Annotated in this window: 24 protein-coding genes and 1 pseudogene; 7 read left to right on the top strand and 18 right to left on the bottom strand. The window is 70.9% G+C overall.

Features of this window, described 5'->3' with window-relative positions; all coding sequences use genetic code 11:
- Nucleotides 1-50: 50 nt before the first annotated feature.
- The 10 genes and pseudogenes from ACZ4IF_RS12535 to paaN form a co-directional block, all read right to left on the bottom strand.
- Nucleotides 51-1,271 (bottom strand): PP2C family protein-serine/threonine phosphatase, encoded by a 1,221-nt coding sequence (locus tag ACZ4IF_RS12535; protein WP_467562007.1) that lies wholly within the window; start codon nucleotides 1,269-1,271, stop codon nucleotides 51-53.
- Between the two features lie 195 nt (nucleotides 1,272-1,466).
- A complete protein-coding gene (paaE, locus tag ACZ4IF_RS12530; protein ID WP_467562005.1) occupies nucleotides 1,467-2,582 on the bottom strand; it encodes a 1,2-phenylacetyl-CoA epoxidase subunit PaaE in 1,116 nt (371 codons plus the stop codon).
- Complete coding sequence (paaD, locus tag ACZ4IF_RS12525) at nucleotides 2,582-3,097, bottom strand: 1,2-phenylacetyl-CoA epoxidase subunit PaaD (RefSeq protein ID WP_359493053.1); 516 nt, start codon at nucleotides 3,095-3,097, stop codon at nucleotides 2,582-2,584. Before paaD ends, paaE begins: the two co-directional genes overlap by 1 nt.
- A complete protein-coding gene (gene paaC / locus ACZ4IF_RS12520) occupies nucleotides 3,091-3,936 on the bottom strand; it encodes a 1,2-phenylacetyl-CoA epoxidase subunit PaaC (RefSeq protein WP_467562003.1) in 846 nt (281 codons plus the stop codon). Before paaC ends, paaD begins: the two co-directional genes overlap by 7 nt.
- A 9-nt stretch (nucleotides 3,937-3,945) precedes the next feature.
- A complete protein-coding gene (gene paaB / locus ACZ4IF_RS12515) occupies nucleotides 3,946-4,239 on the bottom strand; it encodes a 1,2-phenylacetyl-CoA epoxidase subunit PaaB (protein WP_467562001.1) in 294 nt (97 codons plus the stop codon).
- Nucleotides 4,236-5,267 (bottom strand): 1,2-phenylacetyl-CoA epoxidase subunit PaaA, encoded by a 1,032-nt coding sequence (gene paaA / locus ACZ4IF_RS12510; RefSeq protein ID WP_467561999.1) that lies wholly within the window; start codon nucleotides 5,265-5,267, stop codon nucleotides 4,236-4,238. The genes paaB and paaA overlap by 4 nt, the downstream gene beginning before the upstream one ends.
- 226 nt (nucleotides 5,268-5,493) lie before the next feature.
- Nucleotides 5,494-6,303 carry a 3-hydroxyacyl-CoA dehydrogenase family protein gene (locus tag ACZ4IF_RS12505; protein WP_467562335.1) on the bottom strand — a complete coding sequence of 270 codons (810 nt, stop codon included), beginning with the start codon at nucleotides 6,301-6,303 and terminating at the stop codon, nucleotides 5,494-5,496.
- 47 nt (nucleotides 6,304-6,350) lie between these two features.
- Nucleotides 6,351-7,100 carry an enoyl-CoA hydratase/isomerase family protein gene (locus ACZ4IF_RS12500; RefSeq protein ID WP_467561997.1) on the bottom strand — a complete coding sequence of 250 codons (750 nt, stop codon included), beginning with the start codon at nucleotides 7,098-7,100 and terminating at the stop codon, nucleotides 6,351-6,353.
- Nucleotides 7,101-7,105: 5 nt separating this feature from the next.
- Nucleotides 7,106-8,330: pseudogene (locus ACZ4IF_RS12495) on the bottom strand (thiolase family protein).
- The gene (gene paaN, locus ACZ4IF_RS12490; RefSeq protein ID WP_467561995.1) at nucleotides 8,330-10,036 is read right to left on the bottom strand and encodes a phenylacetic acid degradation protein PaaN; all 1,707 of its coding nucleotides are present in this window, start codon (nucleotides 10,034-10,036) and stop codon (nucleotides 8,330-8,332) included. The pseudogene ACZ4IF_RS12495 and the gene paaN overlap by 1 nt, the downstream one beginning before the upstream one ends.
- A gap of 96 nt (nucleotides 10,037-10,132) precedes the next feature.
- Here paaN and paaI point away from each other — a divergent pair, with 96 nt between their 5' ends.
- The 5 genes from paaI (at nucleotide 10,133) to ACZ4IF_RS12465 (ending at nucleotide 13,917) form a co-directional block, all read left to right on the top strand.
- Complete coding sequence (gene paaI, locus ACZ4IF_RS12485) at nucleotides 10,133-10,564, top strand: hydroxyphenylacetyl-CoA thioesterase PaaI (protein ID WP_467561993.1); 432 nt, start codon at nucleotides 10,133-10,135, stop codon at nucleotides 10,562-10,564.
- A complete protein-coding gene (gene paaK, locus ACZ4IF_RS12480; protein WP_467561991.1) occupies nucleotides 10,561-11,907 on the top strand; it encodes a phenylacetate--CoA ligase PaaK in 1,347 nt (448 codons plus the stop codon). The genes paaI and paaK overlap by 4 nt, the downstream gene beginning before the upstream one ends.
- A 25-nt stretch (nucleotides 11,908-11,932) precedes the next feature.
- Complete coding sequence (locus ACZ4IF_RS12475; protein ID WP_467561989.1) at nucleotides 11,933-12,592, top strand: TetR/AcrR family transcriptional regulator; 660 nt, start codon at nucleotides 11,933-11,935, stop codon at nucleotides 12,590-12,592.
- 258 nt (nucleotides 12,593-12,850) lie between these two features.
- Nucleotides 12,851-13,243, top strand: a complete 393-nt coding sequence (locus ACZ4IF_RS12470) for a hypothetical protein (protein WP_467561987.1) — start codon at nucleotides 12,851-12,853, stop codon at nucleotides 13,241-13,243.
- A gap of 5 nt (nucleotides 13,244-13,248) precedes the next feature.
- Nucleotides 13,249-13,917, top strand: a complete 669-nt coding sequence (locus ACZ4IF_RS12465) for a nucleotidyl transferase AbiEii/AbiGii toxin family protein (RefSeq protein ID WP_467561985.1) — start codon at nucleotides 13,249-13,251, stop codon at nucleotides 13,915-13,917.
- A gap of 497 nt (nucleotides 13,918-14,414) precedes the next feature.
- On the opposite strand, the gene ACZ4IF_RS12460 is transcribed toward ACZ4IF_RS12465, so the two are convergent.
- Nucleotides 14,415-15,743 (bottom strand): class I SAM-dependent RNA methyltransferase, encoded by a 1,329-nt coding sequence (locus ACZ4IF_RS12460; RefSeq protein WP_467561983.1) that lies wholly within the window; start codon nucleotides 15,741-15,743, stop codon nucleotides 14,415-14,417.
- A 151-nt stretch (nucleotides 15,744-15,894) separates the two neighbouring features.
- The gene (locus ACZ4IF_RS12455; RefSeq protein WP_359493023.1) at nucleotides 15,895-17,946 is read right to left on the bottom strand and encodes an APC family permease; all 2,052 of its coding nucleotides are present in this window, start codon (nucleotides 17,944-17,946) and stop codon (nucleotides 15,895-15,897) included.
- Nucleotides 17,947-18,358: 412 nt separating this feature from the next.
- Between ACZ4IF_RS12455 and ACZ4IF_RS12450 the strand changes: the two genes are divergently transcribed.
- A complete protein-coding gene (locus ACZ4IF_RS12450) occupies nucleotides 18,359-19,030 on the top strand; it encodes a potassium channel family protein (protein ID WP_095937148.1) in 672 nt (223 codons plus the stop codon).
- Nucleotides 19,030-19,707: a potassium channel family protein gene (locus tag ACZ4IF_RS12445; RefSeq protein ID WP_359493020.1), complete on the top strand. Its 678-nt coding sequence runs from the start codon at nucleotides 19,030-19,032 to the stop codon at nucleotides 19,705-19,707. Before ACZ4IF_RS12450 ends, ACZ4IF_RS12445 begins: the two co-directional genes overlap by 1 nt.
- Before the next feature lie 168 nt (nucleotides 19,708-19,875).
- On the opposite strand, the gene ACZ4IF_RS12440 is transcribed toward ACZ4IF_RS12445, so the two are convergent.
- The 6 genes from ACZ4IF_RS12440 to ACZ4IF_RS12415 form a co-directional block, all read right to left on the bottom strand.
- Nucleotides 19,876-20,631 carry a DUF3159 domain-containing protein gene (locus ACZ4IF_RS12440; protein WP_359493018.1) on the bottom strand — a complete coding sequence of 252 codons (756 nt, stop codon included), beginning with the start codon at nucleotides 20,629-20,631 and terminating at the stop codon, nucleotides 19,876-19,878.
- 3 nt (nucleotides 20,632-20,634) lie between these two features.
- On the bottom strand, nucleotides 20,635-21,033 hold the full coding sequence (locus ACZ4IF_RS12435; protein WP_078629174.1) for an OB-fold nucleic acid binding domain-containing protein: 399 nt from the start codon (nucleotides 21,031-21,033) through the stop codon (nucleotides 20,635-20,637).
- Nucleotides 21,034-21,102: 69 nt separating this feature from the next.
- Nucleotides 21,103-21,819, bottom strand: a complete 717-nt coding sequence (locus ACZ4IF_RS12430) for a response regulator (protein WP_095937145.1) — start codon at nucleotides 21,817-21,819, stop codon at nucleotides 21,103-21,105.
- Entirely contained in the window at nucleotides 21,813-24,359 is a 2,547-nt protein-coding gene (locus ACZ4IF_RS12425; protein ID WP_467561979.1) for a DUF4118 domain-containing protein, read from the bottom strand. Before ACZ4IF_RS12425 ends, ACZ4IF_RS12430 begins: the two co-directional genes overlap by 7 nt.
- A 247-nt stretch (nucleotides 24,360-24,606) precedes the next feature.
- Nucleotides 24,607-25,299 carry an ABC transporter ATP-binding protein gene (locus ACZ4IF_RS12420; RefSeq protein WP_028802250.1) on the bottom strand — a complete coding sequence of 231 codons (693 nt, stop codon included), beginning with the start codon at nucleotides 25,297-25,299 and terminating at the stop codon, nucleotides 24,607-24,609.
- 59 nt (nucleotides 25,300-25,358) lie between these two features.
- On the bottom strand, nucleotides 25,359-26,579 hold the full coding sequence (locus ACZ4IF_RS12415) for an alginate lyase family protein (protein WP_467561977.1): 1,221 nt from the start codon (nucleotides 26,577-26,579) through the stop codon (nucleotides 25,359-25,361).
- Nucleotides 26,580-26,582 lie beyond the last annotated feature (3 nt).

Below are 26,582 nucleotides of genomic sequence, written 5' to 3'. Positions count from 1 at the left end.
GCGTATCCCGTCCTCGGACTCAGTGTTCTCCCTCACGCTCGTCACCGGCCTCAGTCCCAGCGCAGCCAGAGCACGGCGACGTCGTCGTCCAGCCCGCCCTGCCCCTCGGCCAGGCCCTCGGCCCGTTCGATGAGCCCGTCGACGAACGCGGCCGGCGCCAGGGGGACCAGCTCGCGTGCGACGGCCAGCAGCCCCTCCTCCCCCAGCCGTTGCGTGCCCCGGCCGACGCGCCCCTCGAACAGGCCGTCGGTGAACAGGACGAGCGCCGCGCCCTCGGGGACCGAGAGCTCCTCCACCCGCCAGCGCGCCCCGCCGGGCACGATGCCCAGCGCCGGCCCGCCCAGGACCTCCACCCACTCGACGGCGCCGCCCCCGCACAGCAGCGCACCCGGGTGTCCCGCCCGTACCGTCCGGACCCGGCGCTCGCCGGGTGTGGCGGTGAGGACGACCAAGGTGGCGAAGACGCCCGCCTTGGCCCGCTCGGCCATCAGGATCTCCTCCAGCCGGGCCACCTGGTCGGCTCCGGTGACGCCGCTGAGCACCAGGGTGCGCCACGCGATGCGCAGGGCCACCCCCAGGGCCGCCTCGTCGGGTCCGTGGCCGGAGACGTCTCCGATCATCGCGTGCACGGTGCCGTCGGCGCCCTGCACGATGTCGTAGAAGTCGCCGCCGAGCAGCGCGTGCGCGCGGCCGGGGCGATAGCGGGTGACTACTTCGACGCCGTCGCCGCGCAGCAGCGGCCGCGGCAGCAGACCCCGCTCCAGACGGGCGTTCTCCTGCGCCTGCATCTGGCTCGCCTGCAACGCCACCGCGTCCTGCTCGCCGTGCTTGCGCTGGATCGCGTAGCGGACGGCCCGCCCGAACAGTTCAGGCTCGACACGGCCCTTGACCAGGTAGTCCTGGGCGCCCGCCGCCACCGCGGCCAGTCCGGTGCCCTCCTCGGCGAGGCCGGTCAGCACCACGACGGCGACCTGTTCCGCGCGGTCGCGCACCCGGGACACCGCCTCCAGACCCTGGGCGTCCGGGAGGTGCAGGTCCAGCAGGACGCAGTCCGGCAGTTCGGTCGCGAGCACGTCGCAGGCCTCGGCCATCGAACGCACCCATCGCAGACGCATCTTCAGCGCGCTGTCGGCCACCAGTTCCTCGACGAGCAGGGCGTCGCCGGGGTCGTCCTCGACCAGCAGGACCGACGGCTCCTTGTCCCCCCATGCCGCGGCACGATCGAGCGCGGGCGAAACCACGCCGGCAGCCCCGGGCTGCGACATCTTCATGAAAGACCCCCACCCACCACCTTCCGTCCACACCGGGACGGACAACCCCGCGAGCATACTCAGGCGCGCGCGAGGGGCGCAGGGGGCGGGGCGGTACGGGCAGGGACGACGGCCGGCGCGGCCTGCCGAAGTACTGCTCGGCGCGACTCGGCGTCGGTGTGCGACGTCGAGGCAAGGATCCGAGATCTGCTCTCCTCAGCTGTCGAAGTCGACGGTCAGGCTGTCGGAGACGGGGAAGGTCTGGCAGGTCAGCACATACCCTTCGTCGACCTCGGCAGGTTCCAGCGCGTAGTTGCGCCGCATGTCCGCCTCGCCGAGGGTGACCCGGGCGCGGCAGGTGCCGCAGACGCCGCCCTTGCACGCGAAGGGCAGGTCGGGGCGTACACGGGAGGCCGAGTCGAGAAGGGTGGCCTCACGGGAGAGCGCGGAGGTGGTCGACCGGCCGTCCAGGACGACGGTGACCTGGCTCGCCGGTCCGTCGGTCCGGGGTTCCTCGTGGCGTACGGCGGCGGGTTCCTCGCCGGCGAAGAAGAGTTCCTGGTGGACCCGGTCGCTGGGCACTCCCAGCTCGGCGAGCACCTTCTGGGCGTCCAGGACCATGCCGTGGGGGCCGCACAGCCACCAGTGGTCGGCTTCGGAGACGTCGACCAGTCCGTCGATGAGCGCGCCCAGCCGGTCGGCGTCCAGCCGGCCGGTCAGCAGTTCGGCCTCGCGGGGTTCGCGGGACAGTACGTGGGCGAGCTGGAAGCGGGCGGGGTAGAGGTCCTTCAGGTCGGCCAGTTCGTCGGCGAACATGACCGAGTCGGTGCGCCGGTTGCCGTAGAAGAGGGTGACCCGGGACCGGTCGTCGGCGGCGAGGACGGACTCGGCCATGGAGAGCATCGGTGTGATGCCGGAGCCGGCCGCGATCAGCACGTGGTGTCCGGGCGTGCCGAGGTCAGGGGTGAAGGCGCCGGTCGGGGCCATCACCTCGACGGTGTCGCCCGGCCTCATCTCGTTCACCAGCCAGGACGAGAACAGCCCACCGGGCACCACCCGCACTCCGATGCGGGGGCGGGCGCCCACCGGGGAGCAGATCGAGTAGGAGCGCCGCTCGTCCCGCCCGTCGACCTCGCGCCGCAGCGTGAGCGACTGGCCGGGTGCGAAGGCGAACTCCTCCGCCAGCTCGTCGGGGATGTCGAAGCTCACCGCGACCGCGTCCGAGCACAACCGCTGGACGGCGGCCACCCGCAGGAGGTGGAAGGCCGGGCGGCGGCGCGTGCGCCGTGCGGGAACCGGGGCTTCGCCGGCAGGGGCCAACAGATCGGCCATCAGATCTCCTTGACGTACTCGAAAGGCTCGCGGCAGGTGCGACAGCGCCACAGCGCCTTGCAGGAGGTGGCACCGAACCGGGAGCTCTCCTCGGTGTCCGCCGAGCCGCAGCGGGGACACACCACCTCGCGCCGTGTCGGCGCCAGCACGAGGGGCACCGGACCGGACGCTCGGCGCGGTGCCGGACCGGGCGGAGCGATGCCGTGTTCGGCCAGCTTGCGCCGCCCCTCGGGGGTGATCCAGTCCGTGGTCCACGGCGGGTCGAGAACCGTGCGGACCTCCACGCGGGCGAAGCCGGCGGCCCTCAGCCCGGCGGCGACCCCGGCCCGCATCTCGGCCATCGCCGGGCAGCCGGAGTAGGTCGGGGTGAGGCTCGCGACGACCGTTCCGTCGTCGCCGACCTCGACCTCGCGCAGTACGCCGAGGTCCGCGAGGGTGAGCATGGGCAGCTCGGGGTCCGGGACCTGCTCGGCGATGTGCCGGGCGTGCCGCGCCTGCGTGAGTACGGTCACCACGTCGCCTCCGGGTGAGCGCGTGCCACGGACTGAAGCTCTGTCAGCAGCGGGGCGAGGTGATCCGTGTGCCGGCCCTGGCGGCCCGGGCCCTCGGCGCCCGCGACCGTGTCCGGCGAAGGCGCGTCGGGCAGGGCGAGACCCGCAGCGTCGGCGACCTGCCGGAGAACGGCGAGGACCTCGTCCCGGGCGTCGTAGGCGTCGAAGAGCTCCCCCAGGTACGCGATCGCCTGCTGGAACCCGGCCCGCATACGGCGGTGCGACTCCTCGGTGCCGTCACCGAGTCGGATCACCCACTCGGCGGCGTACTGACGGTGGTAGGTCAGTTCCTTCACGCCCTTGGCCGCGACGGCCGCGAGCACGGGGTCGGACGCGGCGGTGAGCCCTTCGAAGTGGGCGAGCCGCCAGCTGGACAGGATCAGCAGCCGCGCCATGGTGAACGCGAAGTCGCCGCCCGGCAGTTCGGCCAGGGTCACGTTGCGGAAGTCGTCAGGGTCGCGGAAGTAGGCGTAGGCGTCCTCGCCGCGTTCCGTGCCGTCGGCCTGGCCGGCCCGCGAGTAGAGCAGGCGGGCCTGCCCGAGCAGGTCCAGGCCGATGTTGGCGAGCGCCACCTCCTCCTCCAGTTCGGGGGCCCGGGTGGTCCACTCCGCCAGCCGCTGGGCGCTCACCAGCGCGTCGTCACCGAGGGCCACGCACAGCGCGGCGAGCTCCGTGGCGTCGACGCCGTCCGGGACGGTGGTGTCCACGCCGTGCAAGGGGTCCTCGAAACCGGTGCCGTACGCCCACCGGGTGTCGTCCTCATGGCCCTCGGCGAGGGTCATGTAGACGTGGTCGTCGCTCATGCCCTGCTCCTAGATGTGGGGGACGTCGTCGGGGATGTCGTAGAACGTCGGGTGGCGGTAGACCTTGTCCGCGCTGGGCGCGAAGAACGGGTCCTTCTCGTCGCGGGTGGAGGCCGCGACGTGCTCGCTGCGCACCACCCAGATCGACACGCCCTCGTTGCGCCGGGTGTACAGGTCCCGGGCGTGGGTGAGCGCCATCCGGTCGTCGGCCGCGTGCAGCGATCCGACGTGGACGTGATTCAGCCCGCGCTTGCCGCGCACGAACACCTCGTACAGCGGCCAGTCCCGCTTCTCGCCGGTCATACCGCCGCTCCCTTCTCCGCCTTCTCCGCCTTCTCCGCCTTCTCCGCCTTCTCCGCCTTCTCCGCACGGGCCGCCTGCTTGGCCGCGTGCGCGGAAGCCGCTTCCCGTACCCAGGAACCCTCTTCATGTGCGGCGCGCCGCCGCTGGATCCGCTCGGTGTTGCACGGCCCGTCGCCCTTGATCACGCGCATCAGCTCGTCCCAGTCGGGGGTGCCGAAGTCGTGGTGGCCGCGCTCGGCGTTCCAGCGCAGCTCCGGGTCGGGCAGGGTGACGCCGAGCTTCTCCGCCTGCGGGACGGTCATGTCGACGAACCTCTGACGCAGTTCGTCGTTGCTGTGCCGCTTGATCTTCCACGCCATCGACTGCGCGGAGTTGGGCGAGTTGTCGTCCGGCGGACCGAACATCATCAAGGACGGCCACCACCAGCGGTTCACCGCGTCCTGAACCATCTCCCGCTGCCCGTCGGTGCCGCGCATCATCGTCATCAGCAGCTCGTAGCCCTGTCGCTGATGGAACGACTCCTCCTTGCAGATCCGCACCATCGCCCGCGCGTAGGGCCCGTAGGAGCTGCGGCACAGCGGTACCTGGTTGCAGATCGCCGCGCCGTCCACGAACCAGCCGATCACGCCCACGTCGGCGAACGACAGGGTCGGATAGTTGAAGATCGACGAGTACTTCTGACGGCCTTCGATCAGCCGCTCGGTCAGATCGGCCCGGTCCGCTCCCAACGTCTCCGCCGCCGAGTACAGGTACAGGCCATGACCCGCCTCGTCCTGCACCTTGGCGAAGAGGATCGCCTTGCGCCGAAGTGACGGCGCACGCGTGATCCACTCCCCCTCCGGCTGCATACCGATGATCTCCGAGTGGGCGTGCTGAGCCACCTGCCGGATCAGCGTCTTCCGGTAGCCGTCGGGCATCCAGTCACGCGGTTCGATCCGCTGGTCCCGCGCGATCGTCGACTCGAATTGCTCCTGGAGCGCGGGGGGAGCGTCAAGTGCGGCCGACGCGTCGGCCTGCTGTGCAGTCATCTGTGATCACCGATCCCTACCGACCGTTCGTTCGGTAGATGATATGACAAGGTTCCCGGGTTTCGGCAAGTGCCGGAGTGCGGTCGATTCCGGTCGAGGCGGTCGCCTGCCGGTGAAGCAAGGCGTCCGGGCGTCGCAAAAGCCGCGTACGGTACCGCGGTGGCCCTCCGTTCGCCCGAGCCGCTCCCGCGCCCCGGCCTCCGCCGCCAGGAGTTCGGGGAGGCGCTCACCGCCATGTGTAGAACCCCTGCCCGGTCTTGCGGCCGAGTTCGCCCCGGGCGACCTTCTCGCGCAGCAGGCGGGGCGGCGCGAACCGCTCACCGAGGGTGGCGTGCAGGTGTTCCGCGATGGCCAGGCGTACGTCCAGACCGACCAGGTCGGTCAGGCGCAGCGGCCCCATGGGGTGCTTGTAGCCGAGGCTCATGGCGTCGTCGATGGCCTCGGCCTCGGCCACGCCTTCCTGGACCATCCGGATGGCCTCCAGTCCCAGGGCGACCCCGAGACGGCTGCTGGCGAAGCCGGGCGAGTCCTTGACGACGACGTCCTTCTTTCCGAGGCAGCGGGTCCAGCCGAGGGCCGCCTCGGTCGTCGCGGCGTCCGTGCCCGGCGCCACCACGATCTCCACCAGTTCCGAGGCGGGCACCGGGTTGAAGAAGTGCATGCCCAGGAAACGGCCGGGACGGCTGAGGGCGGCGGCCAGCTCGGTGACGGACAGCGAGCTGGTGTTGCTGGCCAGGACCGTCGTCGCGCTCACCGCCTGTTCGGCGGCAGCGAGGACACGGGCCTTGAGTGCGGAGTCCTCGGGGACCGCTTCCACGACCAGGTCCACCTCGGCGGGCAGCGCGTCCACCGACTGCACGGTGGACACCCGGGCGAGGATCTCGCCGGCCGGTTCGTCGAGCCGGTCGCGTTCGGCGGCCCGCTTCAGTCCCGTGGCGACCCGGTCCAGGGCGGCGGCCGCGGCCGCGGCACCGTTCTCGACCACGGTGACGATCGACCCGGCGGTCGCGTAGGACTGGGCGATACCGGCGCCCATACGGCCGCCGCCGATCACCCCGACGACAGCCGGTGCGGTGCTGGTGGTCACTTGCGGCTCCTTTTCTCCAGGAAGCGGGACATGCGGTCCTTCTTGTCCTCGCCCTCGAACAGCACGGCCTGCGCCAGGTCGTCGGCGACCGGGTGGGCGCCGGGCGAGTCGACGACGAGCTTGGTCAGGCGCAGCGCCGTGGCGGAGGACCGGGCCATGCGGTCGAGCAGCGCATGCGCCTCGTCCAGGAGCTTCTCGGCCGGTACGACGTCGATGACGAGCCCGGCGGCCAGTGCCGCCCGCGCGTCGAGGTTGCGTCCGGCGAGCAGCACCTGCTTGGCGACCGACTCGCCGACCAGTTCGGGCAGCCGCCAGCACGCCCCGGCGGCGGCGAGGATGCCGAGACCCGGCTCGGGGTTGCCGAACACGGCGTCGGGGCCTGCGATGCGCAGGTCGCAGGCGTAGGCCAGTTCCGCACCGCCGCCCAGGGCCCAGCCGTCGACCGCCGCGACGGTCGGCATGGGCAGTCGGCGCACCCGCTCGAACAGGCGGCTGTTGATGCCCTGCAGGGCCTCGTCCCGGCCGCGTCGCAGCAGCTCGGCGATGTCGGCGCCGCCCGCGAAGACGCGGCCGTGTCCGGTGAGCAGCAGCAGCTTCGGGTCGCGCTCCAGTTCGGCGCACACCTCGTGCAGTTCGGCGATCATCTGCCCGCTGATGGCGTTGCGGGCCTCGGGCCGGTGCAGGGTGACGACGACCCGGTCGTCACGCTCCTCGACGAGAAGGGTCTCGTGGCTCGTGGCGCTCATGCCGCTCACACCCGCTCCACCAGCATCGCCACGCCCTGCCCGACGCCGACGCACAGGGTCGCGAGTCCCCTGCGGGCGTCCTCCCGCTCCAGGCGGCCCAGCAGGGTGAGCAGGATGCGGGCGCCGGAGCAGCCCAGGGGATGACCCAGGGCGATGGCTCCGCCGTCGGCGTTGACCTTGTCCTCGTCCAGCTTCAGGCGCCGCGTCACGGCGAGCGCCTGGGCGGCGAACGCCTCGTTCAGCTCGACGGCGTCGAGGTCCGCGGTGTCCCAGCCGGCCCGGACCAGGGCCTTCCGGGTGGCGGGGACCGGTCCCAGCCCCATGAGGTGGGGACGGACACCGGCCGAGGCGGAGGTGACGATCCGGGCCCGCGGGGTGAGCCCGTACCGCTGCACGGCGGCGGCGCTCGCCACGACGAGGGCGGCCGCGCCGTCGGACAGCGGTGAGGAGGACCCGGCGGTGACGATGCCGTCCTCGCGGAAGAGGGTGCGGAGCGTGCCGAGCTTCTCCAGGGTGGTCGAGGGGCGGGGGCCCTCGTCTCGCGTGACCTCGCCGTCCTTCACAGGGACGGGCACGATCTCGCGGTCGAAGCGGCCGGCCTCCTGGGCGGCGACGGCCCGCTGGTGGCTGCGCAGCGCGAAGGCGTCGGAGTCGGCGCGGGTGATGCCGTCGAGTGCGGCGACCTCTTCGGCGGTCTCGCCCATCGACAGGGTGAGCTTCACCGTCTCGGGTCCGGCGCCGGAGGGGACGGCCCGGTCGGCGGCCGTGAAGCGGGGATTGGTGAACCGCCAGCCCAGCGACGTGTCGTGCACCTCGCCCGGCTTGGCCCAGGGAGTCCCGGGCTTCTGCATCACCCACGGTGCACGCGTCATGGACTCCGCGCCGCCCGCCACGACCAGGTCGGCCTCGCCGGCGCGGATCGCCTGGGCGGCCGAGGCGACAGCGGTCAGGCCCGAGGCGCAGAGCCGGTTGACGGTGTAGCCGGGCACGGTGTGCGGGAGCCCGGCAAGGAGGACCGCCATGCGGGCCACGTCCCGGTTGTCCTCGCCGGCCTGGTTGGCCGCACCGAGGATCACCTCGTCCACCTCGTCGGCAGGGATGCCGGAGCGACGCACGGCCTCACCGACCACGAGGGCGGCCAGGTCGTCGGGGCGTACGGAGGCCAGGGCGCCGCCGTAGCGGCCCTGGGGGGGTGCGCGCCCCGTCTATCAGGTAGACGTCTTCGGACATCAGTTGGACTCCTCGGCGGCGGCGGGGCGGCGGGACTGCAGGACGGCGAATCGGCCGGTGACGAAGGCCGCGTCGGACAGGGTGGCGCTGGCCGCGGGGTTGGCGGCGCTGCCGTGGAAGTCGCTGAAGGCGGACGACTGGTTGACGAAGACCTGGCCGGTGAGGTTCTCGGAGAGGTGGACACCGGCGTCCAGGGCGGCTTCCTCGGCGGCGGCCAGCACCTCCTCGTCGGTGGAGTGGACGGCGGCGGTCAGCGCGCCGTGCGCGCGCACCGTCTCGCGGAACAACTCCAGGCTGTGCCCGGTGGAGTCGGTGGCGATGACGAAGGACACCGGCCCGAACCATTCCCGGGTGTACACGTTCCGGTCGGCCTCCGCGTCCAGTCGCGCCACGAGCGGCGTCCGCACGTCGGCTTCCGCGTACTCCGGGTGTGCGACGGGCGTCGACGCGCGCACCGTACGGCCGATGTCGGCGGCCTCCTTCAGACGAGCCCGCACACCGTCGTTGACGATCGCGCCCAGCGTGCCGGCGGCACGGGCGGGGTCGCCGAGCAGCTTGTCCAGGGCGGCGGCGAGGTCGGCGGCGAACTCGTCGGCGGTCCGCGGGCCCTGGTCGGTGGCGATGCCGTCGCGGGGGATCAGCAGGTTCTGTGGGGTGGTGCACATCTGTCCGCTGTACAGCGAGAGCGAGAAGGCGAGGTTGCCGAGCAGACCGCGGTAGTCGTCGGTGGAGTCGAGGACGACGGTGTTGAGACCGGCCTTCTCGGTGTACACGGCGGCCTGGCGGGCGTGGGTCTCCAGCCAGTCGCCGAACTCGGTGGAACCGGTGAAGTCGACGATCCGTACGTCCGGGTCCAGGGCGAGCGTGGCGGCGTCCCGGCCACCGGGCGCCTCGGTGGCGAGAAGGACGAGGTCGGGGCTGAAGCCCGCCTCGGCCAGCACCTCCCGGGCGATGCGCGTGGTGATCGCCAGGGGCAGCACGGCGCCCGGGTGCGGCTTGACCACGACCGGATTGCCGGTGACGAGCGAGGCGAACAGGCCCGGATAGCCGTTCCAGGTGGGGAAGGTGTTGCAGGCGACGAGCAGCGAGACGCCACGGCCGACGGGGGTGAACTTCTTGTCCAGTTCCAGGGCGCCGCCCTTGCGCTGCGGCTTGCTCCAGCGGGCGGCGGCCGGGTGCTGCTTCTGCGCCGCCCACGCGTAGGCCACCGCCTCGAGGCCGCGGTCCTGGGCGTGCGGGCCGCCCGCCTGGAAGGCCATGACGAACGCCTGGCCCGTGGTGTGCTGCACGGCGTGGGCCAGCTCGAAGCTGGCCGCGTTCAGCCGGGCGAGGATCTCCGCGGCGACCCCGGCGCGTGTGTCCGGGCCGGCCGCGCGCCAGGCGGGCGTGGCGTCGCGCGCGGCGGCCACGGCCGCGGCCGGTGAGAGCCGCGGGTAGCTGATGCCCAGCGGGAAACCGTAGGGGGACTGCTCCTCGGGCGCCACGCGCCCCTCCCCCGGGTGTCCTGGCAGGTCGAAGGGCCTGCCGATCTGCTCCCGGAACACCGCCTCGCCGAGCTTCGCGGCGTCCTCGCCGTACACCGACTTGCTGGGCGATTCCGGATAGGGAGTCCAGTGCTCCCGGCTCTTCGTCGCGGCCACCGCCTGTTCCAGCAGGGTGCGATGGCGCGCGAAGAGGTCGGGCACCTCAGTGGTTGCGTGATGCATGTGACTCCCTCTTGACAGGCCCTGGCATGGCTTGAATTACTTGGCCACGTCGCACGCTAACCGAATGTTCGGTCGGGAGACAAGGTGGTATAAGTCATGGCAGATGCACCATCCGCCATCACGGATCCGACGACGCGCATGTTCGCCGCCGACCAGGCTTCCCGTCTTCTCGGCATCGAGCTGCTGGAGCACGGCGAGGGGACCGCGGTGCTCCGCATGACCGTGACGGCGTCGATGGTGAACGGACACGGGACCGCCCACGGCGGATATCTGTTCCTCTTCGCCGACACCGCCTTCGCCTGTGCCTGCAACAGCCACGGCCCGGTCACGGTCGCCTCCGGAGCGGATGTCACGTTCGTGGCGCCGGCCCGCGAGGGAGATGTGCTGACGGCCACCGCCCGGGAGATCACCCGTTTCGGCCGCAGTGGCATCTACGACGTGAGTGTCGTACGCGGCGAGACGGTGATCGCGGAGTTCCGCGGCCGCAGCCGCAGTGTTCGGAGCAAGGAATTCGAGGAGCCGCAATGACCAGCGAACCGACCGCATCGGTGGACACCACGCGCCGCCACGGTGAACCCCTTCCGGCGGAGCTGCTGGACGATGCCGAGCGAATGCCGCGCGAGGAGGTGGAGGCCCTCCAGCTGAGCCGCCTGCGCCGGACCCTGCGGCACGCCTACGACAACGTCGAGCTGTACCGCGAGAAGTTCGACAAGGCCGGCGTGACGCCCGACGATTGCCGGACGCTGCAGGACCTGGCCCGATTCCCCTTCACGACCAAGGCCGACCTGCGCGACACCTACCCCTTCGGCATGTTCGCCGTCCCCATGTCCGACGTGCGGCGCGTCCACGCCTCCAGCGGCACGACCGGCCGCCCCACGGTGGTCGGCTACACCGAGAAGGACATCTCGACCTGGGCGGACGTGATCGCCCGCTCGATTCGCGCCGCCGGCGGCCGCCCCGGGCACAAGGTCCACATCTCCTACGGCTACGGCCTGTTCACCGGCGGCCTGGGTGCCCACTACGGCGCGGAACGCGCCGGATGCACCGTGATCCCCGCGTCCGGCGGCATGACCGCCCGCCAGGTCCAGATCATCCAGGACTTCCAGCCCGAGATCATCATGGTCACCCCCTCCTACATGCTCACCATGCTCGACGAGTTCGAGCGCCAGGGCGTGGACCCTCGGACGACGTCCCTGAAGGTGGGGATCTTCGGCGCCGAGCCGTGGACGGAGGCGATGCGCCGTGAGGTCGAGGAGCGCATGGGCATCCACGCCGTCGACATCTACGGGCTGTCCGAGGTGATGGGCCCCGGTGTGGCGCAGGAGTGCGTGGAGACCAAGGACGGCCTGCACGTGTGGGAGGACCACTTCCTTCCCGAGATCGTCGACCCGCTCACGGACGACGTCCTCGCCGACGGCGAGAGCGGTGAGCTCGTCTTCACCTCGCTCACCAAGGAGGCGCTGCCGGTCATCCGCTACCGCACGCGGGACCTGACCCGGCTGCTGCCCGGCACCGCCCGTCCCGGCTTCCGACGTATCGAGAAGATCACCGGCCGCTGCGACGACATGATCATCCTTCGTGGGGTGAACGTCTTCCCGTCCCAGATCGAGGAGGTCGTCCTGAGCGTCCCCGGTGTCGCGCCGCACTTCCAGATCCAGCTGACCACCCGGGGACGCATGGACCACATGACCGTCAGCGTGGAGGCCGGGCCGGGCACGGGACCGGAGCAGCGGGAGGCCGCCGCCCGCATGATCGCCAAGGGCGTGAAGGACGGCGTCGGCGTGACGGTGGAGGTGTTGATCGTGGAGCCCGAGACGCTGGAGCGTTCCCTCGGCAAGCTCCGCCGGGTCAAGGACCTGCGTCAGGCGTGACGCGTTTCCTTGCGACAATGACCGGATGAGCAACACGCCCATCGGACGTCCCGCACAGCGCGGGGAGCGGCCCGCCTACGACCGTGACTCCCTCCTGGAAGTCGCGGTGGAGGTCTTCAACGAGCGTGGCTACGACGGCACCGGCATGGAGGATCTGGCCCGGCGCCTCGGCCTCAGCAAGTCCAGCATCTACCACCATGTCGCCGGCAAGGAGGAGTTGCTCTCCCTCGCCCTCACGCGCGCCCTGGACAAGCTGTTCGCCGTGCTGGACGAGGACCTGCCGGCGGACACCTCGGCGACGGCCCGGCTGCGCCACGTCGTCCGGCGCAGCGTCGAGGTACTCGCGTCGGAGCTGCCCTACGTCACGCTGCTGCTGCGGGTGCACGGCAACAGCGACACCGAGCGGCGGGCGCTCACGCGACGCCGGGAGTTCGACCACCGGGTCGCCGGCCTGGTCACGCACGCCGCGGCCGAGGGCGGTATACGCGACGACATCGATCCCCACCTGGCCGGCCGCCTGCTGTTCGGTACCGTGAATTCCCTTGTCGAGTGGTACAGATCCGACGGAGACCTCCCGGTGACGACCCTGGCCGACTCCCTCACGATGGTGCTCTTCGACGGTCTGAGCCGTCAGGAAGCCGCCGGTGCCGCCCCGGAACGTCCCTCCGGGCGCATGCGGGACTGAGGACGCGGACGCCGGAAACTCTCCCAAGGGACGGGCACCACCCCGTGCACCGCGCGAGAGCCTCCGCCGCCTCGCGGAGCACCAGGTCAGGAGCTCTTCGCGGCCGGCTCCAGAATCGCCACGCACTCCACGTGATGCGTCAACGGCCGACAGCCCCTCCCACCCACTCGGCAGGCCGAGCTGCCGCGGCCGGCCCACTCCAGACGCCAGCTGGCTCATCATGACCCACGCCACTTCTCCGGCCGTCATAATGGACTCATGTCCTCCAGCCCACAGCATTCCGCACCCACACCCAGCAACTTCTCGGGCGCGGTCGCCGAGGACCTCGCGCTGTACCGGGAGAAGTTCCGACGCCGTCTGCCGGAGTCGCTGGACGAGTTGCACGGGCCGACCCACGGTGTCGTGGATCTGCCGCTGCACATGGCCTGGTCCGGCATGACTTCATACGACCTGGGCAAGCCGCGCCAGCGCATGGGCCTGTACCGCACCGTCCTGCACGAGGGCCTGCGTGATGACCTGCCCCACTACCTCAACCAGGACCTGCTCCTCCAGCTGTGGCCAGTACTGCGCACCCTCGTCGGCCGCACAGTACGCGCCGTATGGGAAGACGCCTTCCCTCAGCTCGCCTCCCGCACCCAAGCAGCCGCGTGACGGACATGCCGGAGCTGCACACGCGGCTCCTGGCGGATGTGATCGCACTCGGCTCTCCGTATCCCCTGGTTCTCACAGGCGGCTATGCCGTGCGGGCGCACCGCCTCGTGAACCGCCCGAGCGAGGACCTTGACGTCGCTACCGAGAACCCGGCGCCCATGGCCGACATCGCGGCCACACTCCGGGCCGGCTTGGAAGCCCGCGGATGGAAGGTGCACGCGCTGGAGACTGCCCCGCTGTCCGCCCGCTTCACCGTGTCCGACCCGTCCACCGGGCAGGAATGCGAAATCGACATCCTCAAGGAGATCTTCTGGCGGCCGGTCGCCCAGAGCACGTACGGCCCCGTCCTCGCGGAGGAGGACGTGATCGGGACGAAGGTCCGCGCCCTCGCCGACCGCGGAGCGCCCCGCGACCTGATCGACGTGTTCGCAGCCTCCCGCCGCTGGACCAATGCCGAGCTCGAAGAGTTCGGCCGCCGCCATGCCCGCGGCCGCTTCGAGCGCGAGGATCTGCAGGCGAACCTCACAGGCGCCGAGTGGACCGACGACGAAGCCTTCTCCGCCTATGGACTTGATGACGCCACCATTACCGCTCTCCGCTCCTGGGCGGTGGAGTGGGCCGACGTCCTCGCGACCCGTCTCCTCGAAGACGCCGATGATCCGGACATCGACTGATCAGGGTTGGAGCCGACCCTCGTGTGTCCTCACGCCCTTTTCTCGGGGTCTCAGCCGTCGGGAAATGGACTTGATCGGGCCGGTGCGCCGCCAGACGCCCGTACGCCACGTCCAGCGGCCAGCCGCAGGCGCGCCCCGTCGCGGGGCGGCCAGCACCGTGCCCCACCCTGCCAGGAAGGCTGTCCGGGCCGAGGTGTGCGTCGCCCTGGCCTGCCGCGGACCCATCGCAGCCCTCACGGGGATGGGGCAGCCATCGACCGCGATCAGATCCCTGACGCAACATCAGTCCGAGCGTCATATCAGCGTCAGACCACGCTGAGAGGCGTCCTGTCCTTGACGCGTCCCACCCCTGTCGATCCTGCAAATCGTCTGACGAAACGACAGATCAGCGAGTCTCTGAGAGCGGGGACAGAAGTTCTTGACCACTCCACGTGGTGGATGCGTGGAAACAGGTGAAAGTGACTCACGGCGAGCCCCTTCACGAACAAATCCGCAGGTCAGTGACCTCTCGCAGCCACCTCGAGGATCGCCACGCACTCCACGTGATGCGTCATCGGGAACAGATCGAACGCCCGCAGCGTCCGCACCCGGTATCCCCCGTCGCGGAAGTACGCCAGGTCGCGGGCGAGGGCCGCCGGGTCGCAGGCGACGTAGGCGATGCGGCGGGCGCCCAGGGACGACAGGTGCTCGACCGTCTTCTTGCCGGCACCGGCGCGGGGCGGGTCGAGGACGATCAGGTCGACCTCGGTGATACCGGTGCGTGGGAGGACCGACTCGACCTTGCCCTGCTCGATGCGGACCCGGTCGAAGGCGGCGACGTTGTGCCGGGCGTCCTCGACCGCTCGCTTGCCCGACTCGATGCCGAGGACCGCGCCCGTGTCGCCGAGACGGTCCGCAAGCGCGCCCGCGAAGAGACCGACACCGCAGTACAGGTCGAGCGCCATCTCACCCTTGCGCGGCAGCAGGCCCTGCATGACGGCCTTCACCAGGGTGTCGGCCGCCATCGGGTGGACCTGCCAGAAACCGCCGCTGCCGACACGGTAGGTACGGCCGTCGGCACGCTCGCGCACGAACGCGCGGCCGTGGACCCGGTGGATGCCGCCGTCCTTCTCCTCGACGCGCATCACGGAGACGGGCTTGTCGAGCTCCACGAGGGGCAGGCGGGCCCCGGGCCGTGGCTCCAGGATCACCATGCGGTCCTGGGATCCGGTCGCGGCGATCGCGTCGACCGAGGCCATCCCGGACCAGTCACGCTCCTCGATGCCGAGTTCGCTGACACCGGGCGCCGCGATCATGCAGTGCTCGATCGGCTCGACCTCGTGCGAGCGGTGGCGGCGCAGCCCGGCATTGCCGTCGGCGTCCACGGCGTACTGGACACGCGTACGCCAGGCCGGCACCTGGCCGGCGGGCAGCTTGTCGCCCTCGGCGGGCATCACCGTGCCGTCCCAGCCGGCCTCCTCGGGCGTGAGGCCCGCGAGCCGCTGCAGCTGCTCGGCGATGACCTCGCCCTTGAGGCGGCGCTGGGCGCCCGGCTTGGCGTGCTGCCAGTCGCAGCCGCCGCAGCGACCGGGGCCCGCGTAGGGGCAGGGCGCCTCGACGCGGTCCTTCGAAGCGTCCAGGACCTGTACGGCGTCGGCGCGCAGGAAACGCGCGCCCTCCTCGCCCTCCGTGACCCGGGCGACGACCCGCTCGCCGGGCAGGGCGTGCCGGACGAAGAGGACCTGGCCCTCACTGGTGCGGGCGATGCAGTGCCCGCCGTGGGCGACGGGGCCGATCTCGACCTCGTACTCGGCCCCCACCAGCGACTTCTTCGGTTCTGCCTGCATGGCGGGGTGACTCCAGTTGAGAAAAGGGGGAACGGCCGGACAACAGCCCACCAGTCTACGTGGACGTTGTCCGGCCGTTCACCACGAGGCCGTCGGTGCCAGGCCCTGTCCGACCGTCCCCGCGGGCGACGCCGGGACGGTCGGACAGGCCTCAGCCCTTCGTCTGCGAGGACTCCTTGGTCCGCTCCTCCGCCGGACCGCGGCGCACCGCACCCGGCGCGTTCCAGTCCTGCCGCTTGCGGGCGCGCTGCTTGGCCGCCTCGGAGGACACCAGCTGGTAGGGCACGGACGTCACCATGACGCCCGGGGTGAACAGCAGGCGGCCCTTGAGGCGCAGGGCGCTCTGGTTGTGCAGCAGGTGCTCGTACCAGTGGCCGACCACGTACTCGGGGATGATCACGGACACCGCGTCGCGCGGGGACTCCTTGCGCAGCCCCTTCACGTACTCGATGATCGGCCGCGTGATCTCGCGGTACGGCGAGTCGAGCACCTTCAGCGGTACGTCGATGCCGCGCCGCTCCCACTCCTCGCGCAGGGCCTTGGTCTCGGCCGGGTCGACGTTGACGCTGAGCGCTTCGAGGGTGTCGGAGCGCAGCAGCTTGGCGTAGGCGAGGGCGCGCAGCGTCGGGCGGTGGATCTTGGAGATCAGGACGACGGAGTGGACGCGGGAGGGGCGGACACTGTCGTCGGAGGGGCCCTCGGGGGCGGCGATCTCCTCGGCGACCCGGTCGTAGTGCCGGCGGATCGCGCTCATCGTCGCGTAGAAGATCACCATGCCGAGCAGGGCGACCCAGGCGCCGTGCGTGAACTTGGTGACCAGGACGACGACCAGGACCAGGCCGGTGAAGAAGGCGCCGAAGGCGTTGATGGCCCGGGAGCGGACCATGTGACGCCGCTTGGCCTGGTCCTTCTCGGTGGCCAGGTGTCGGTTCCAGTGCCGGACCATGCCGGTCTGGCTGAGCGTGAACGAGACGAAGACGCCGACGATGTAGAGCTGGATGAGGCGGGTCGAGTCCGCCCCGTAGATGACGACCAGCAGGGTCGCGGCGCCCGCGAGGAGCACGATGCCGTTGGAGAAGGCGAGGCGGTCGCCGCGGGTGTGCAGCTGGCGCGGGAGGTAGCGGTCCTGGGCGAGGATCGAGCCGAGCAGCGGGAAGCCGTTGTAGGCGGTGTTGGCGGCCAGGAACAGGACCAGCGCGGTGGCGGCGGCCAGCACGATGAACAGGAAGCTGCCCTTGCCGAAGACAGCCTCGGCGACCTGGGAGATCACCGGGTTCTGGACGTAGTCGGAGCCGACCGGGGCGCCGTTGTGGATCAGGTCGTTGGCCGGGTTCTCGGCCATCCGGACCTTGGTCGACATGGCCAGCGCGATGATGCCGCAGAACATGGTGACGGCGAGCAGGCCCATCATCGCGAGGGTGTTCGCGGCGTTCTTCGACTTGGGCTTGCGGAAGGCCGGGACGCCGTTGGAGATCGCCTCGACGCCGGTGAGCGCGGCACAGCCGGACGAGAAGGCGCGCAGCAGCAGGAAGACGAGGGCGAAGCCCGCGAGCCCCTGGTGCTCGGCCTTGATGTGGTAGTCGGCGGTGGGCGCGCGCATGGTGTCGTCGAGGACGAGTCCGCGGAAGGCGCCCCACGCGATCATGATGAAGACGCCCGCCACGAAGACGTACGTCGGGATCGCGAAGAGCTTGCCGGACTCCTTGACGCCCCGCAGGTTCATCAGCGTGAGGAGCACGATGACGGCGACCGCGCAGGCCACCTTGTGCTCGACGACGAAGGGGATCGCGGAGCCGAGGTTCTCGATGCCGGAGGCGATGGAGACGGCGACGGTCAGGACGTAGTCGACGAGCAGGGCGCTGGCGACGGTCAGTCCCGCCTTGGGACCGAGGTTGGTGTTGGCGACCTCGTAGTCGCCGCCGCCGCTCGGGTACGCGTGCACGTTCTGCCGGTAGGAGGCGACCACCGTGAACATCAGCACGACGACCGCGACAGCGATCCAGGGGCTGAAGTGGTAGGCCGACACACCCGCGATGGACAGGACCAGCAGCACTTCTCCGGGCGCGTACGCGACGGAGGAGAGCGGGTCGGAGGCGAACACGGGAAGGGCGATGCGCTTCGGCAGGAGCGTTTCTCCGAGCCGATCACTGCGCAGTGCGCGCCCGATCAGAATCCGTTTGGGCACGTCGGTCAGTTTGGACACAACAGAGAAGCGTAAGGGTTCGAACACGGGGCCGCCCACCCGCCGCCCCGCTTCCGCACAGCATCTGCTCTCCGAGTGAAAACGGGGACCTGTCCGGCTGCGGATTCCGTGGCCGGACGGATCCACGTGTCTATATGACAAAACCCCGCCCTTGCCCCCGCCGTGGAGGATCGATGCATGTGACCGCGGAGCTGATCGGAGCCGCCGCCGCCCTCGTCGGCCTCGGAATCCTGACCCTGGTGAGTGTCCGCAGCATCACACGCCGCTGAGCTCCTTCTCCTCGGTCGCCGCCCGAAACCCGCAGGCGAACGTGCACAGGGGTGCCCCGGACGGACCGCGCGTGTGTAGCTTGGGCGGCGGTCTGAGACCCTGTTCACCCTGAGCCGTAACCATCAGATTCGGAAGGACGGTCGTGCACATCGTCATCATGGGCTGCGGAAGAGTGGGCTCCGCTCTTGCCCAGACCCTGGAGCAACAGGGGCACACGGTCGCCGTGGTCGACCAGGACCCCACCGCCTTCCGACGACTGGGCTCCGGGTTCGGCGGCCGTCGTGTCACCGGAGTCGGCTTCGACCAGGACACCCTGCGCGAAGCGGGCATCGAGGAGGCCGGCGCGTTCGCCGCGGTCTCCAGCGGTGACAACTCGAACATCATCGCCGCCCGGGTGGCCCGCGAGATGTTCGGCATCGAGAACGTGGCCGCGCGCATCTACGACCCGCGCCGCGCCGAGGTCTACCAGCGCCTCGGCATCCCGACCGTCGCCACCGTCCGCTGGACGGCCGACCAGATGCTGCGCAGGCTGCTGCCCTCCGGCGCCGAGCCACTGTGGCGCGACCCCACCGGCGGGGTGCAGCTCGCCGAGGTGCACACCTCCTCCGGCTGGGTCGGCCACAAGATCAGCCGCCTCCAGGACGAGACGGGCGTGCGCGTGGCCTTCCTCACCCGGCTGGGCGAGGCGATCCTGCCCTCCTCGCAGACGGTGCTGCAGGAAGGCGACCTGGTGCACGTCATGATGCGCTCCGACGAGGTGGACAAGGTCGAGGCGGCGTTCGCCAAGGGTCCTGAAGAGGAGGCCGGTCACTGATGAGGGTCGCCATTGCCGGTGCCGGTGCCGTGGGCCGCTCGATCGCGGGTGAGCTCCTGGAGAACGGCCACGAGATCCTGCTGATCGACAAGGCGCCGACCGCCATCTCGGTCGAGCGCGTGCCGCAGGCGGAGTGGCTGCTCGCCGACGCCTGCGAGATCACCTCCCTGGACGAGGCCGCGCTCCAGCGCTGCAACGTGGTCATCGCGGCCACCGGTGACGACAAGGTCAACCTCGTCGTCTCCCTGCTCGCGAAGACCGAGTACGGGGTCCCGCGGGTCGTGGCCCGCGTGAACAACCCGAAGAACGAGTGGCTCTTCAACGAGTCCTGGGGCGTCGACGTCGCCGTCTCCACCCCGCGCCTGATGTCGGCCCTCGTCGAGGAGGCGGTCAGCGTCGGCGATCTGGTGCGCCTGCTGCGCTTCAGTCACGGCGACGCCAACCTCGTCGAGCTGACCCTGCCGCCGGAGTCCGCGCTCGCGGGCACCACGGTGGGCGACGTCGAGTGGCCGCAGGACACCTCACTGGTGACCATCATCCGCGGCACCCGCGTCCTCACCCCCTCCCAGGAGGACTCCCTGGAGGCGGGCGACGAACTCCTCTTCGTGGCCGCACAGGCCCGCGAGGAACAGCTGGAGGATCTGCTGTCGGTGCGCCGCGAGGACGCGACCGAGTAGACGGCCCGGAGCGTGTACGACGAAGGGGCGCCCGGAGATCTCCGGGCGCCCCTTCGTCGTGTGCGGGCTTGTCGTACGCGGGTCGTCACGGACCGCCGTCCGGGGCCGTCACGGCCCGTCGCCTGCGGACCGTCGGCCGCAGGGAGTGCCGTCCCGCGGCGGGGCGGGCTACGCCTCCCGGCGGTGGCTGGCGGGTGCCGAGTCGCCGCGCTCCGCCGCGAGGGCGGCCTTGCGCTCCTTCTCAGCCTTCTCCTCCGCCTCCATCTCGGCGAAGACGTCGATCGGTGCGGGCGCCTTGGCGAGGAAGACCCAGGTGAGCCAGACGGCGAGGAGGAACGGCGGGATCTTCAGGGCGATGAGGACCCAGCCGAACTGGGTGGTGTCGGCCCACCAGTAGAGCGGGAAGAGCACCGCGCACTTGGCGAGGAGGATCAGGCCCCAGGCCCAACTGGCCTTGGCGTACGCCTTCTTGCGGCCGGGGTTGCGGGTGCGCCAGGAGAGGTTCTCCTTGAACACCGGTCCCAGGATCAGGCCGATCAGCGGGACGCCCGCGAGGGTCGTGACGATGTAGGCGATGGCCAGACCGAGCGTGTAGAGCATGCCCGGCAGGTAGAAGTCCTTGGCGTTGCCCGTCATCATCGCGAAGACCACGCCGAACGCGACGCCGAACACCCCGCTGAAGGCGTGCTTGACGGTGTCCCGCATGACGAGGCGGACCACCACGAGCAGCAGGGACACGCCGAGGGCGGCGATCGCCGACCAGTGCAGGTCCTTGTTGATCGTGAAGATGGTGACGAAGAGCAGGCCGGGCACGACCGTCTCGACCATGCCCCGCACGCCGCCGAACGCATCGAAGAGCGCGGCCTCGGTCACGGCCCTGGAGTCCTGCTGGGCGTCTTCGGTCGGCTTGTCGAGCGACGTCACCGGCTACTCCCGTCCGAGCGGTCTGAGTTCGTACTTCGGGTTGAACAGCACCCTACGGCCCCGGCTCATCGAAATCCGGCCCGATGCGATCAACTTGCGTCCCGGTTCGATCCCGACGATGGAGCGCCGGCCGAGCCAGACCACGTCCAGGGCGGCCGATCCGTCGAACAGCTCGGCCTCCAAGGCCGGGACACCGGCCCGCGGGCGCAGAGTGACCGTGCGCAACGTACCAGTAACCGTGACGATCTGGCGGTCGTGGCAGTCACCGATGCGGGTGCACCCGGTGGTCTCGGTGTCCTCCCGCAGCTCCTCGGACTCCAGGTCCTCCTGGGACGAGGAGAGCCGGTCTATCATCCGCCGGAACCGGCCCGCCGGCTTTTCGGAACGAGGAACAGCACTCATACCGAAAGCGTACCGGGGGCCGCCGACCCGTACGTACCCCCGGCACCGCCGTACGAACCCGCGTGCGACTCATCGCTCGAACCGGTAGCCCATCCCCGGCTCCGTGATGAAGTGCCGCGGGTGCGAGGGGTCCACCTCCAGCTTGCGGCGCAGCTGGGCCATGTAGACGCGGAGGTAGTTGGTCTCCGTGCCGTACGACGGTCCCCACACCTCCTGGAGCAGCTGCTTCTGCCCGACGAGGCGGCCCGTGTTGCGCACCAGGACCTCCAGGAGGTGCCACTCGGTGGGCGTCAGACGGACGTCACGGCCGTCGCGGTTGACCTTCTTGGCGGCCAGGTCGACGGTGAAGTCGTCGGTCTCGACGATCACGTCGTCCTCGCCGCCCCCGGTGGGCTCCGCCCGACGCACCGCGGCCCGCAGCCGCGCCAGCAGCTCGTCCATGCCGAAGGGCTTGGTGACGTAGTCGTCGGCGCCCGCGTCGAGCGCCTCGACCTTCTCGTCGGAGGAGTGCCGGGCCGAGAGCACCAGGATCGGCACCCGGGTCCAGCCGCGCAGCCCCCTGATCACCTCCACGCCGTCCATGTCGGGCAGCCCCAGGTCGAGCACGACGACGTCCGGGTGGCGGGCGGCGGCGAGCTGGAGCGCGGTCGCCCCGTCGGGTGCCGCGTCGACCTCGTACTTGCGTGCCCTGAGGTTGATCACCAGGGCCCGGGTGATCTGCGGCTCGTCGTCGACCACGAGGACCCTCGTGGGGGTCCGCGGGTCGCCCCCGGTCGAGCTCAGCATGGGACCTGCCTTTCTGCGCCTGATGGTGTGGTGGCCAGGTCGGGGCGGCGGTCCACCGCCCGCACCGTGAGCACCATGGTGAGTCCGCCGCCGGGGGTGTCCTCGGCGTTCAGGGTGCCGGTCATCGCCTCGGCGAAGCCGCGGGCGACGGCGAGGCCGAGGCCCACGCCGGCGCCGCGCGGGGCGTCGCCGTAGCGCTGGAACGGCGCGAAGATGCGGTCCTTGGCCTCGTCGGGGACGCCCGGTCCGCGGTCGACGACCCGCACCTCCACCCGGTCGGCGATGGCGCTCGCGGACACCAGGACGCGTTCGTCGGCAGGGCTGTACTTGACGGCGTTCTCGACGAGGTTGGCGACGGCCCGCTCCAGCAGTCCGGCGTCGACGGCGACCATCGGCAGGCTCTCCGGGATCTCCAGCTCCACGCTGTCCTCGGGGACGCCGCCGAGGGCCATCGGCACCACCTCGTCGAGGTCGATCTCGCGGATCAGCGGGGTGACCGTGCCGGTCTGCAGGCGGGACATGTCCAGCAGGTTGCCGACCAGGTGGTCGAGGCGGTCGGCGCCGTCCTCGATGCCTTCGAGGAGCTCCGCCCGGTCCTCCTCGGACCATTCGACGTCCTCGGAGCGCAGCGAGGAGACCGCGGCCTTGATCCCGGCCAGCGGGGTCCGCAGGTCGTGGCTGACGGCGGCCAGCAACGCGGTGCGGATGCGGTTGCCCTCGGCCAGCTCCTTGGCCTGGGCCGCCTCGTGCTGCAGCCGCTGCCGGTCCAGGACCACCGCGGCCTGCGCGGCGAACGCGGCGAGCACCCGGCGGTCCGAGGCCGGCAGGACGCGCCCGGACAGGGCCAGCGCCATGTGGTCGCCGACCGGCATGTCCACGTCCGCGTCCTCGGGACGGGTGGACGGCTCGGGTCCCACGCTGCCCGCGCAGGTCCACGGATCGACGTCGCTCTCCCGCTCCAGCAGGGCGACCGACTCCATCGAGAAGGTCTCCCGGACCCGCTCCAGGAGGGCCTCCAGGCTCGTCTCGCCGCGGAGCACACTGCCCGCGAGGAAGGACAGGATCTCCGACTCGGCCCGCAGCCGGGCCGCCTGGTGCGTGCGGCGGGCCGCCAGGTCCACGACCGACGCCACCGAGACGGCGACGCCGACGAAGATCGCGATGGCGACGATGTTCTTGGGGTCCGCGATGGTCAGCCGGTGCAGGGGCGGCGTGTAGTAGTAGTTCAGCAGGAGCGTGCCGAGGGCCGCGGAGGCCAGTGCCGGGTAGAGGCCACCGAGGAGCGCCGCCGCGACGGTCACCGTCAGGAACAGCAGCATGTCGTTGGCGAGGCCGAGGTCGACGGTGTTCAGCAGCAGCGCGAGGACGACCGGGCCGAGCACGCCGACCAGCCAGCCCCAGATGATCCGGGAGCGGCCGAGCCGTGCCCCGCGCGCCACCGGCAGGCCGCGCCCCTTGGCGACCTCTTCGTGGGTGACGATGTGGACGTCCAGGTCGGGGCCGGACTCGCGGGCGACGGTGGTGCCGACCCCCGGCCCGAAGACGTACTGCCAGGTCTTGCGGCGGGAGGAGCCGAGCACGATCTGGGTGGCGTTGACACCCCGCGCGAAGTCCAGGAGCGAGGCGGGGATGTCGTCGCCGACGACGTGATGGAAGGTGCCGCCGAGATCCTCGACGAGGGTGCGCTGGACGGCCAGCTCCTTGGGCGAGGCGGAGGTCAGTCCGTCGCTGCGCGCGATGTAGACGGCCATCACCTCGCCGCCCGCGCCCTTCTCCGCGAGCCGGGCCGCGCGCCGGATCAGCGTGCGTCCCTCCGGCCCGCCGGTCAGGCCCACCACGATGCGCTCCCGCGATCCCCAGATCTTGGAGACCCGGTGCTCGCTGCGGTACTCGGTGAGGTACTCGTCGACCCGGTCGGCGACCCAGAGCAGGGCGAGCTCGCGCAGGGCGGTGAGGTTGCCGGGCCTGAAGTAGTTGGACAGGGCGGCGTCGACCTTGTCCGACTTGTAGATGTTGCCGTGTGCCATCCGCCGCCGCAGTGCCTGCGGCGACATGTCGACGAGCTCGATCTGGTCCGCCCTGCGCACCACCTCGTCCGGCACGGTCTCCCGCTGCCGTACGCCCGTTATGGACTCGACGACGTCGCCGAGTGACTCCAGGTGCTGGATGTTGACCGTCGAGACGACGTCGATGCCGGCCGCGAGCAGTTCCTCGACGTCCTGCCAGCGCTTGTCGTTGCGCGAGCCGGGCACATTGGTGTGGGCGAGTTCGTCCACCAGGGCGACGGCCGGGGCGCGCTCCAGCACGGCATCCACGTCCATCTCGGTGAAGACGGAGCCGCGGTGCTCCAGTTCCCTGCGCGGCACCTGCTCCAGGCCGTGCAGCATCACCTCGGTGCGCGGCCGGTCGTGGTGCTCCACGAAGGCGACCACGCAGTCGGTACCCCGTTCGACGCGCCGGTGCGCCTCGGAGAGCATGGCGTACGTCTTGCCGACGCCCGGTGCCGCACCGAGGTAGATCCGAAGCTTGCCGCGTGCCATGAGCTCTATTGTCTTCCTGTCACTGCCGTGTACGCAGCGTCGACCTTACGGCCATGAATTCCGACAAAGGAGGCGTCGGGGCAGGCGGGGGGCGTCTTTGACGCAACTCTGACGCGATCCGCGCCGGCGCGCGGAGGTGGTGCGGGCGTGTGCCGCTCTCCGCCCGGTGCCGCAGCGGCAGCCGCGCGGCCGGCGGTGACCCGCCGTGGAGGGAGGTGTGCTCCCGAAGCGGGACGCGGCGGCGCCGTTAGTGTTCGACGATCTCGCCGTCGCTCAGCTCCAGCACCCGGTCGGCGAGGTCGAGCAGGGCCGCGTCGTGCGTGGCGACGAGGGCGGTGACCTGCTCGCTGCGGACGACGGCGCGCAGCAGTTCCATCACGGCGATACCGGTCTCCGCGTCGAGCTGCCCGGTGGGCTCGTCGGCGATCAGGAGGGCGGGGTTGTTGGCCAGGGCGCGGGCGATGGCCACGCGCTGCTGCTGGCCGCCGGACAGCTCGCCGGGCCGCTGCGCCGCGTGGTCGGCGAGGCCGACGAGCGAGAGCAGCAGTTCCACGCGCTCCTCGCGCTCGCGCGGGTCGGCCCGGCGCAGCCGCAGCGGCACGCCGACGTTCTCGGCGGCGGTGAGGATGGGGATGAGCCCGAAGGACTGGAAGACGAAGCCGATGCGGTCGCGGCGCAGTCCCAGCAGGCCGTTCTCGTCGAGGCCCGACAGGTCGAGGCCGTCCACGGTGATGCGGCCCTCGTCCGGCTCGTCGAGGCCGCCCACGAGGTTGAGCAGGGTGGTCTTGCCGGATCCGGAGCGGCCCTTGAGGGCGACGAGCTCGCCGCGCGGCACGTCGAAGGAGACCCCGCGCAGCGCGTGCACGGCGGCGGCTCCGGTGCCGTAGGAACGATGGACGTTCTCGACCCGCAGCATGGTGTCGGTGGCGACCTGACTCATGTTCCTCCCCCGTCGGCCGGGCGCCAGTATGTCCAGCGGGCGCCCGGCCGGGCAATGGGTCAGCCGAGGTTGTCACCGTGGGTCAGCGTCTCCCAGGCCACGAACAGGTTGTTGCTGCCGGCCGGGCGGTTCTGCTCGGTCAGCCGCTGTGTGTTGGTCATCGCGATGCCCAGACGGTTGTGCAGGGCGTTGTAGCCGACCTCGGTCACCGGTCCGAGCCCGAGGTTCAGGGACCCGCCGCACAGCCAGCTCGGTGCGGCCTCGCCCAGCTGGTACTTGGACTGGAAGCCGAGCGCCTGTCGCAGCCGCTCGCCGACGTCGGTGCCGTACAGGTCCTGGCCCTGGATGCGGCTGGTCTCGGCGATGTGCGAGATGGCGGAGATGCCGTAGCCGGTGTGCGTGAAGTCGCGGCAGGTCTCCTGGGTGAGTCCGGTGACGAAGGTGGACTGCCCCTGCCAGTAGTTGACGATCTTCGCCTTGGTGTCGAGGTTCTGGCTCGGCACGGTCTTCGGCACGTCGCCGTCCGAGGCGAGGTAGACGTAGGCGGCGGTACGCGTCCGGAACTTCGCCATGGCCTTGTCGTACGACGTCCTGTCCTCCAGGAAGACGGAGATGCCGACGGCGGCCTCCATCATCGACAGCTCCCAGTTCCCGTTGGAGTTCGAGCCGTTGATGATCTCGGGCAGGTAGACGTCGCGCAGCATGGTCGCGAAGCGGCCGGAGTTGGCCCACGTCCCGGTGTACGTGTACTTGATGATCTCGGCGGCCTTCGGCCAGGAGGAGCCGGCCCAGCCGGTCTGCAGGGGCGCGTTGCTGTTGGTGTGGTCCTTGATCACCGCCGACCAGGCGTCCATCAGCTCGATGGCCTTCTTGGCGTACCGGTCGTCGCGCGTGATGTACCAGGCGAGCGCGTCGGTGTACGCGGCGATCGCGTCCTCGCGCTCGTCGGTGCACCCGTAGTTGGGGTTGGAGTACGAGCCGCACTCGACGGTCGCGCGGGGTTTGGCGGTGCGGCTCAGTGAGGCGTACTTGCTCGCCGTCATCTGGTCGAAGGCGCCCTTCCAGGGCTGGGCGCCCGCGTTGACCTTGGTGCGTGCGAAGTCGAGCTGGCTCTTGGAGACGGTGACTCCGGGGTGCGCGAAGACGGCGGGCGCGGCCTCGGCCCGATGGGCACCGGGCCAGGAGACGAGGGTGCCCACGAGCGCCGCGGTCGCGGCGGCGACGGTGGCGAGGACGACGGGGCGCCGTCTGCGGTGGTGCCGTGTGGGGGTGTCGGGCATGCG

It is taken from the genome of Streptomyces sp. NPDC025784, from assembly GCF_055558435.1.
Note: the sequence above shows the minus strand (reverse complement) of the source record. Positions and strands in the feature narration are given on the sequence as shown.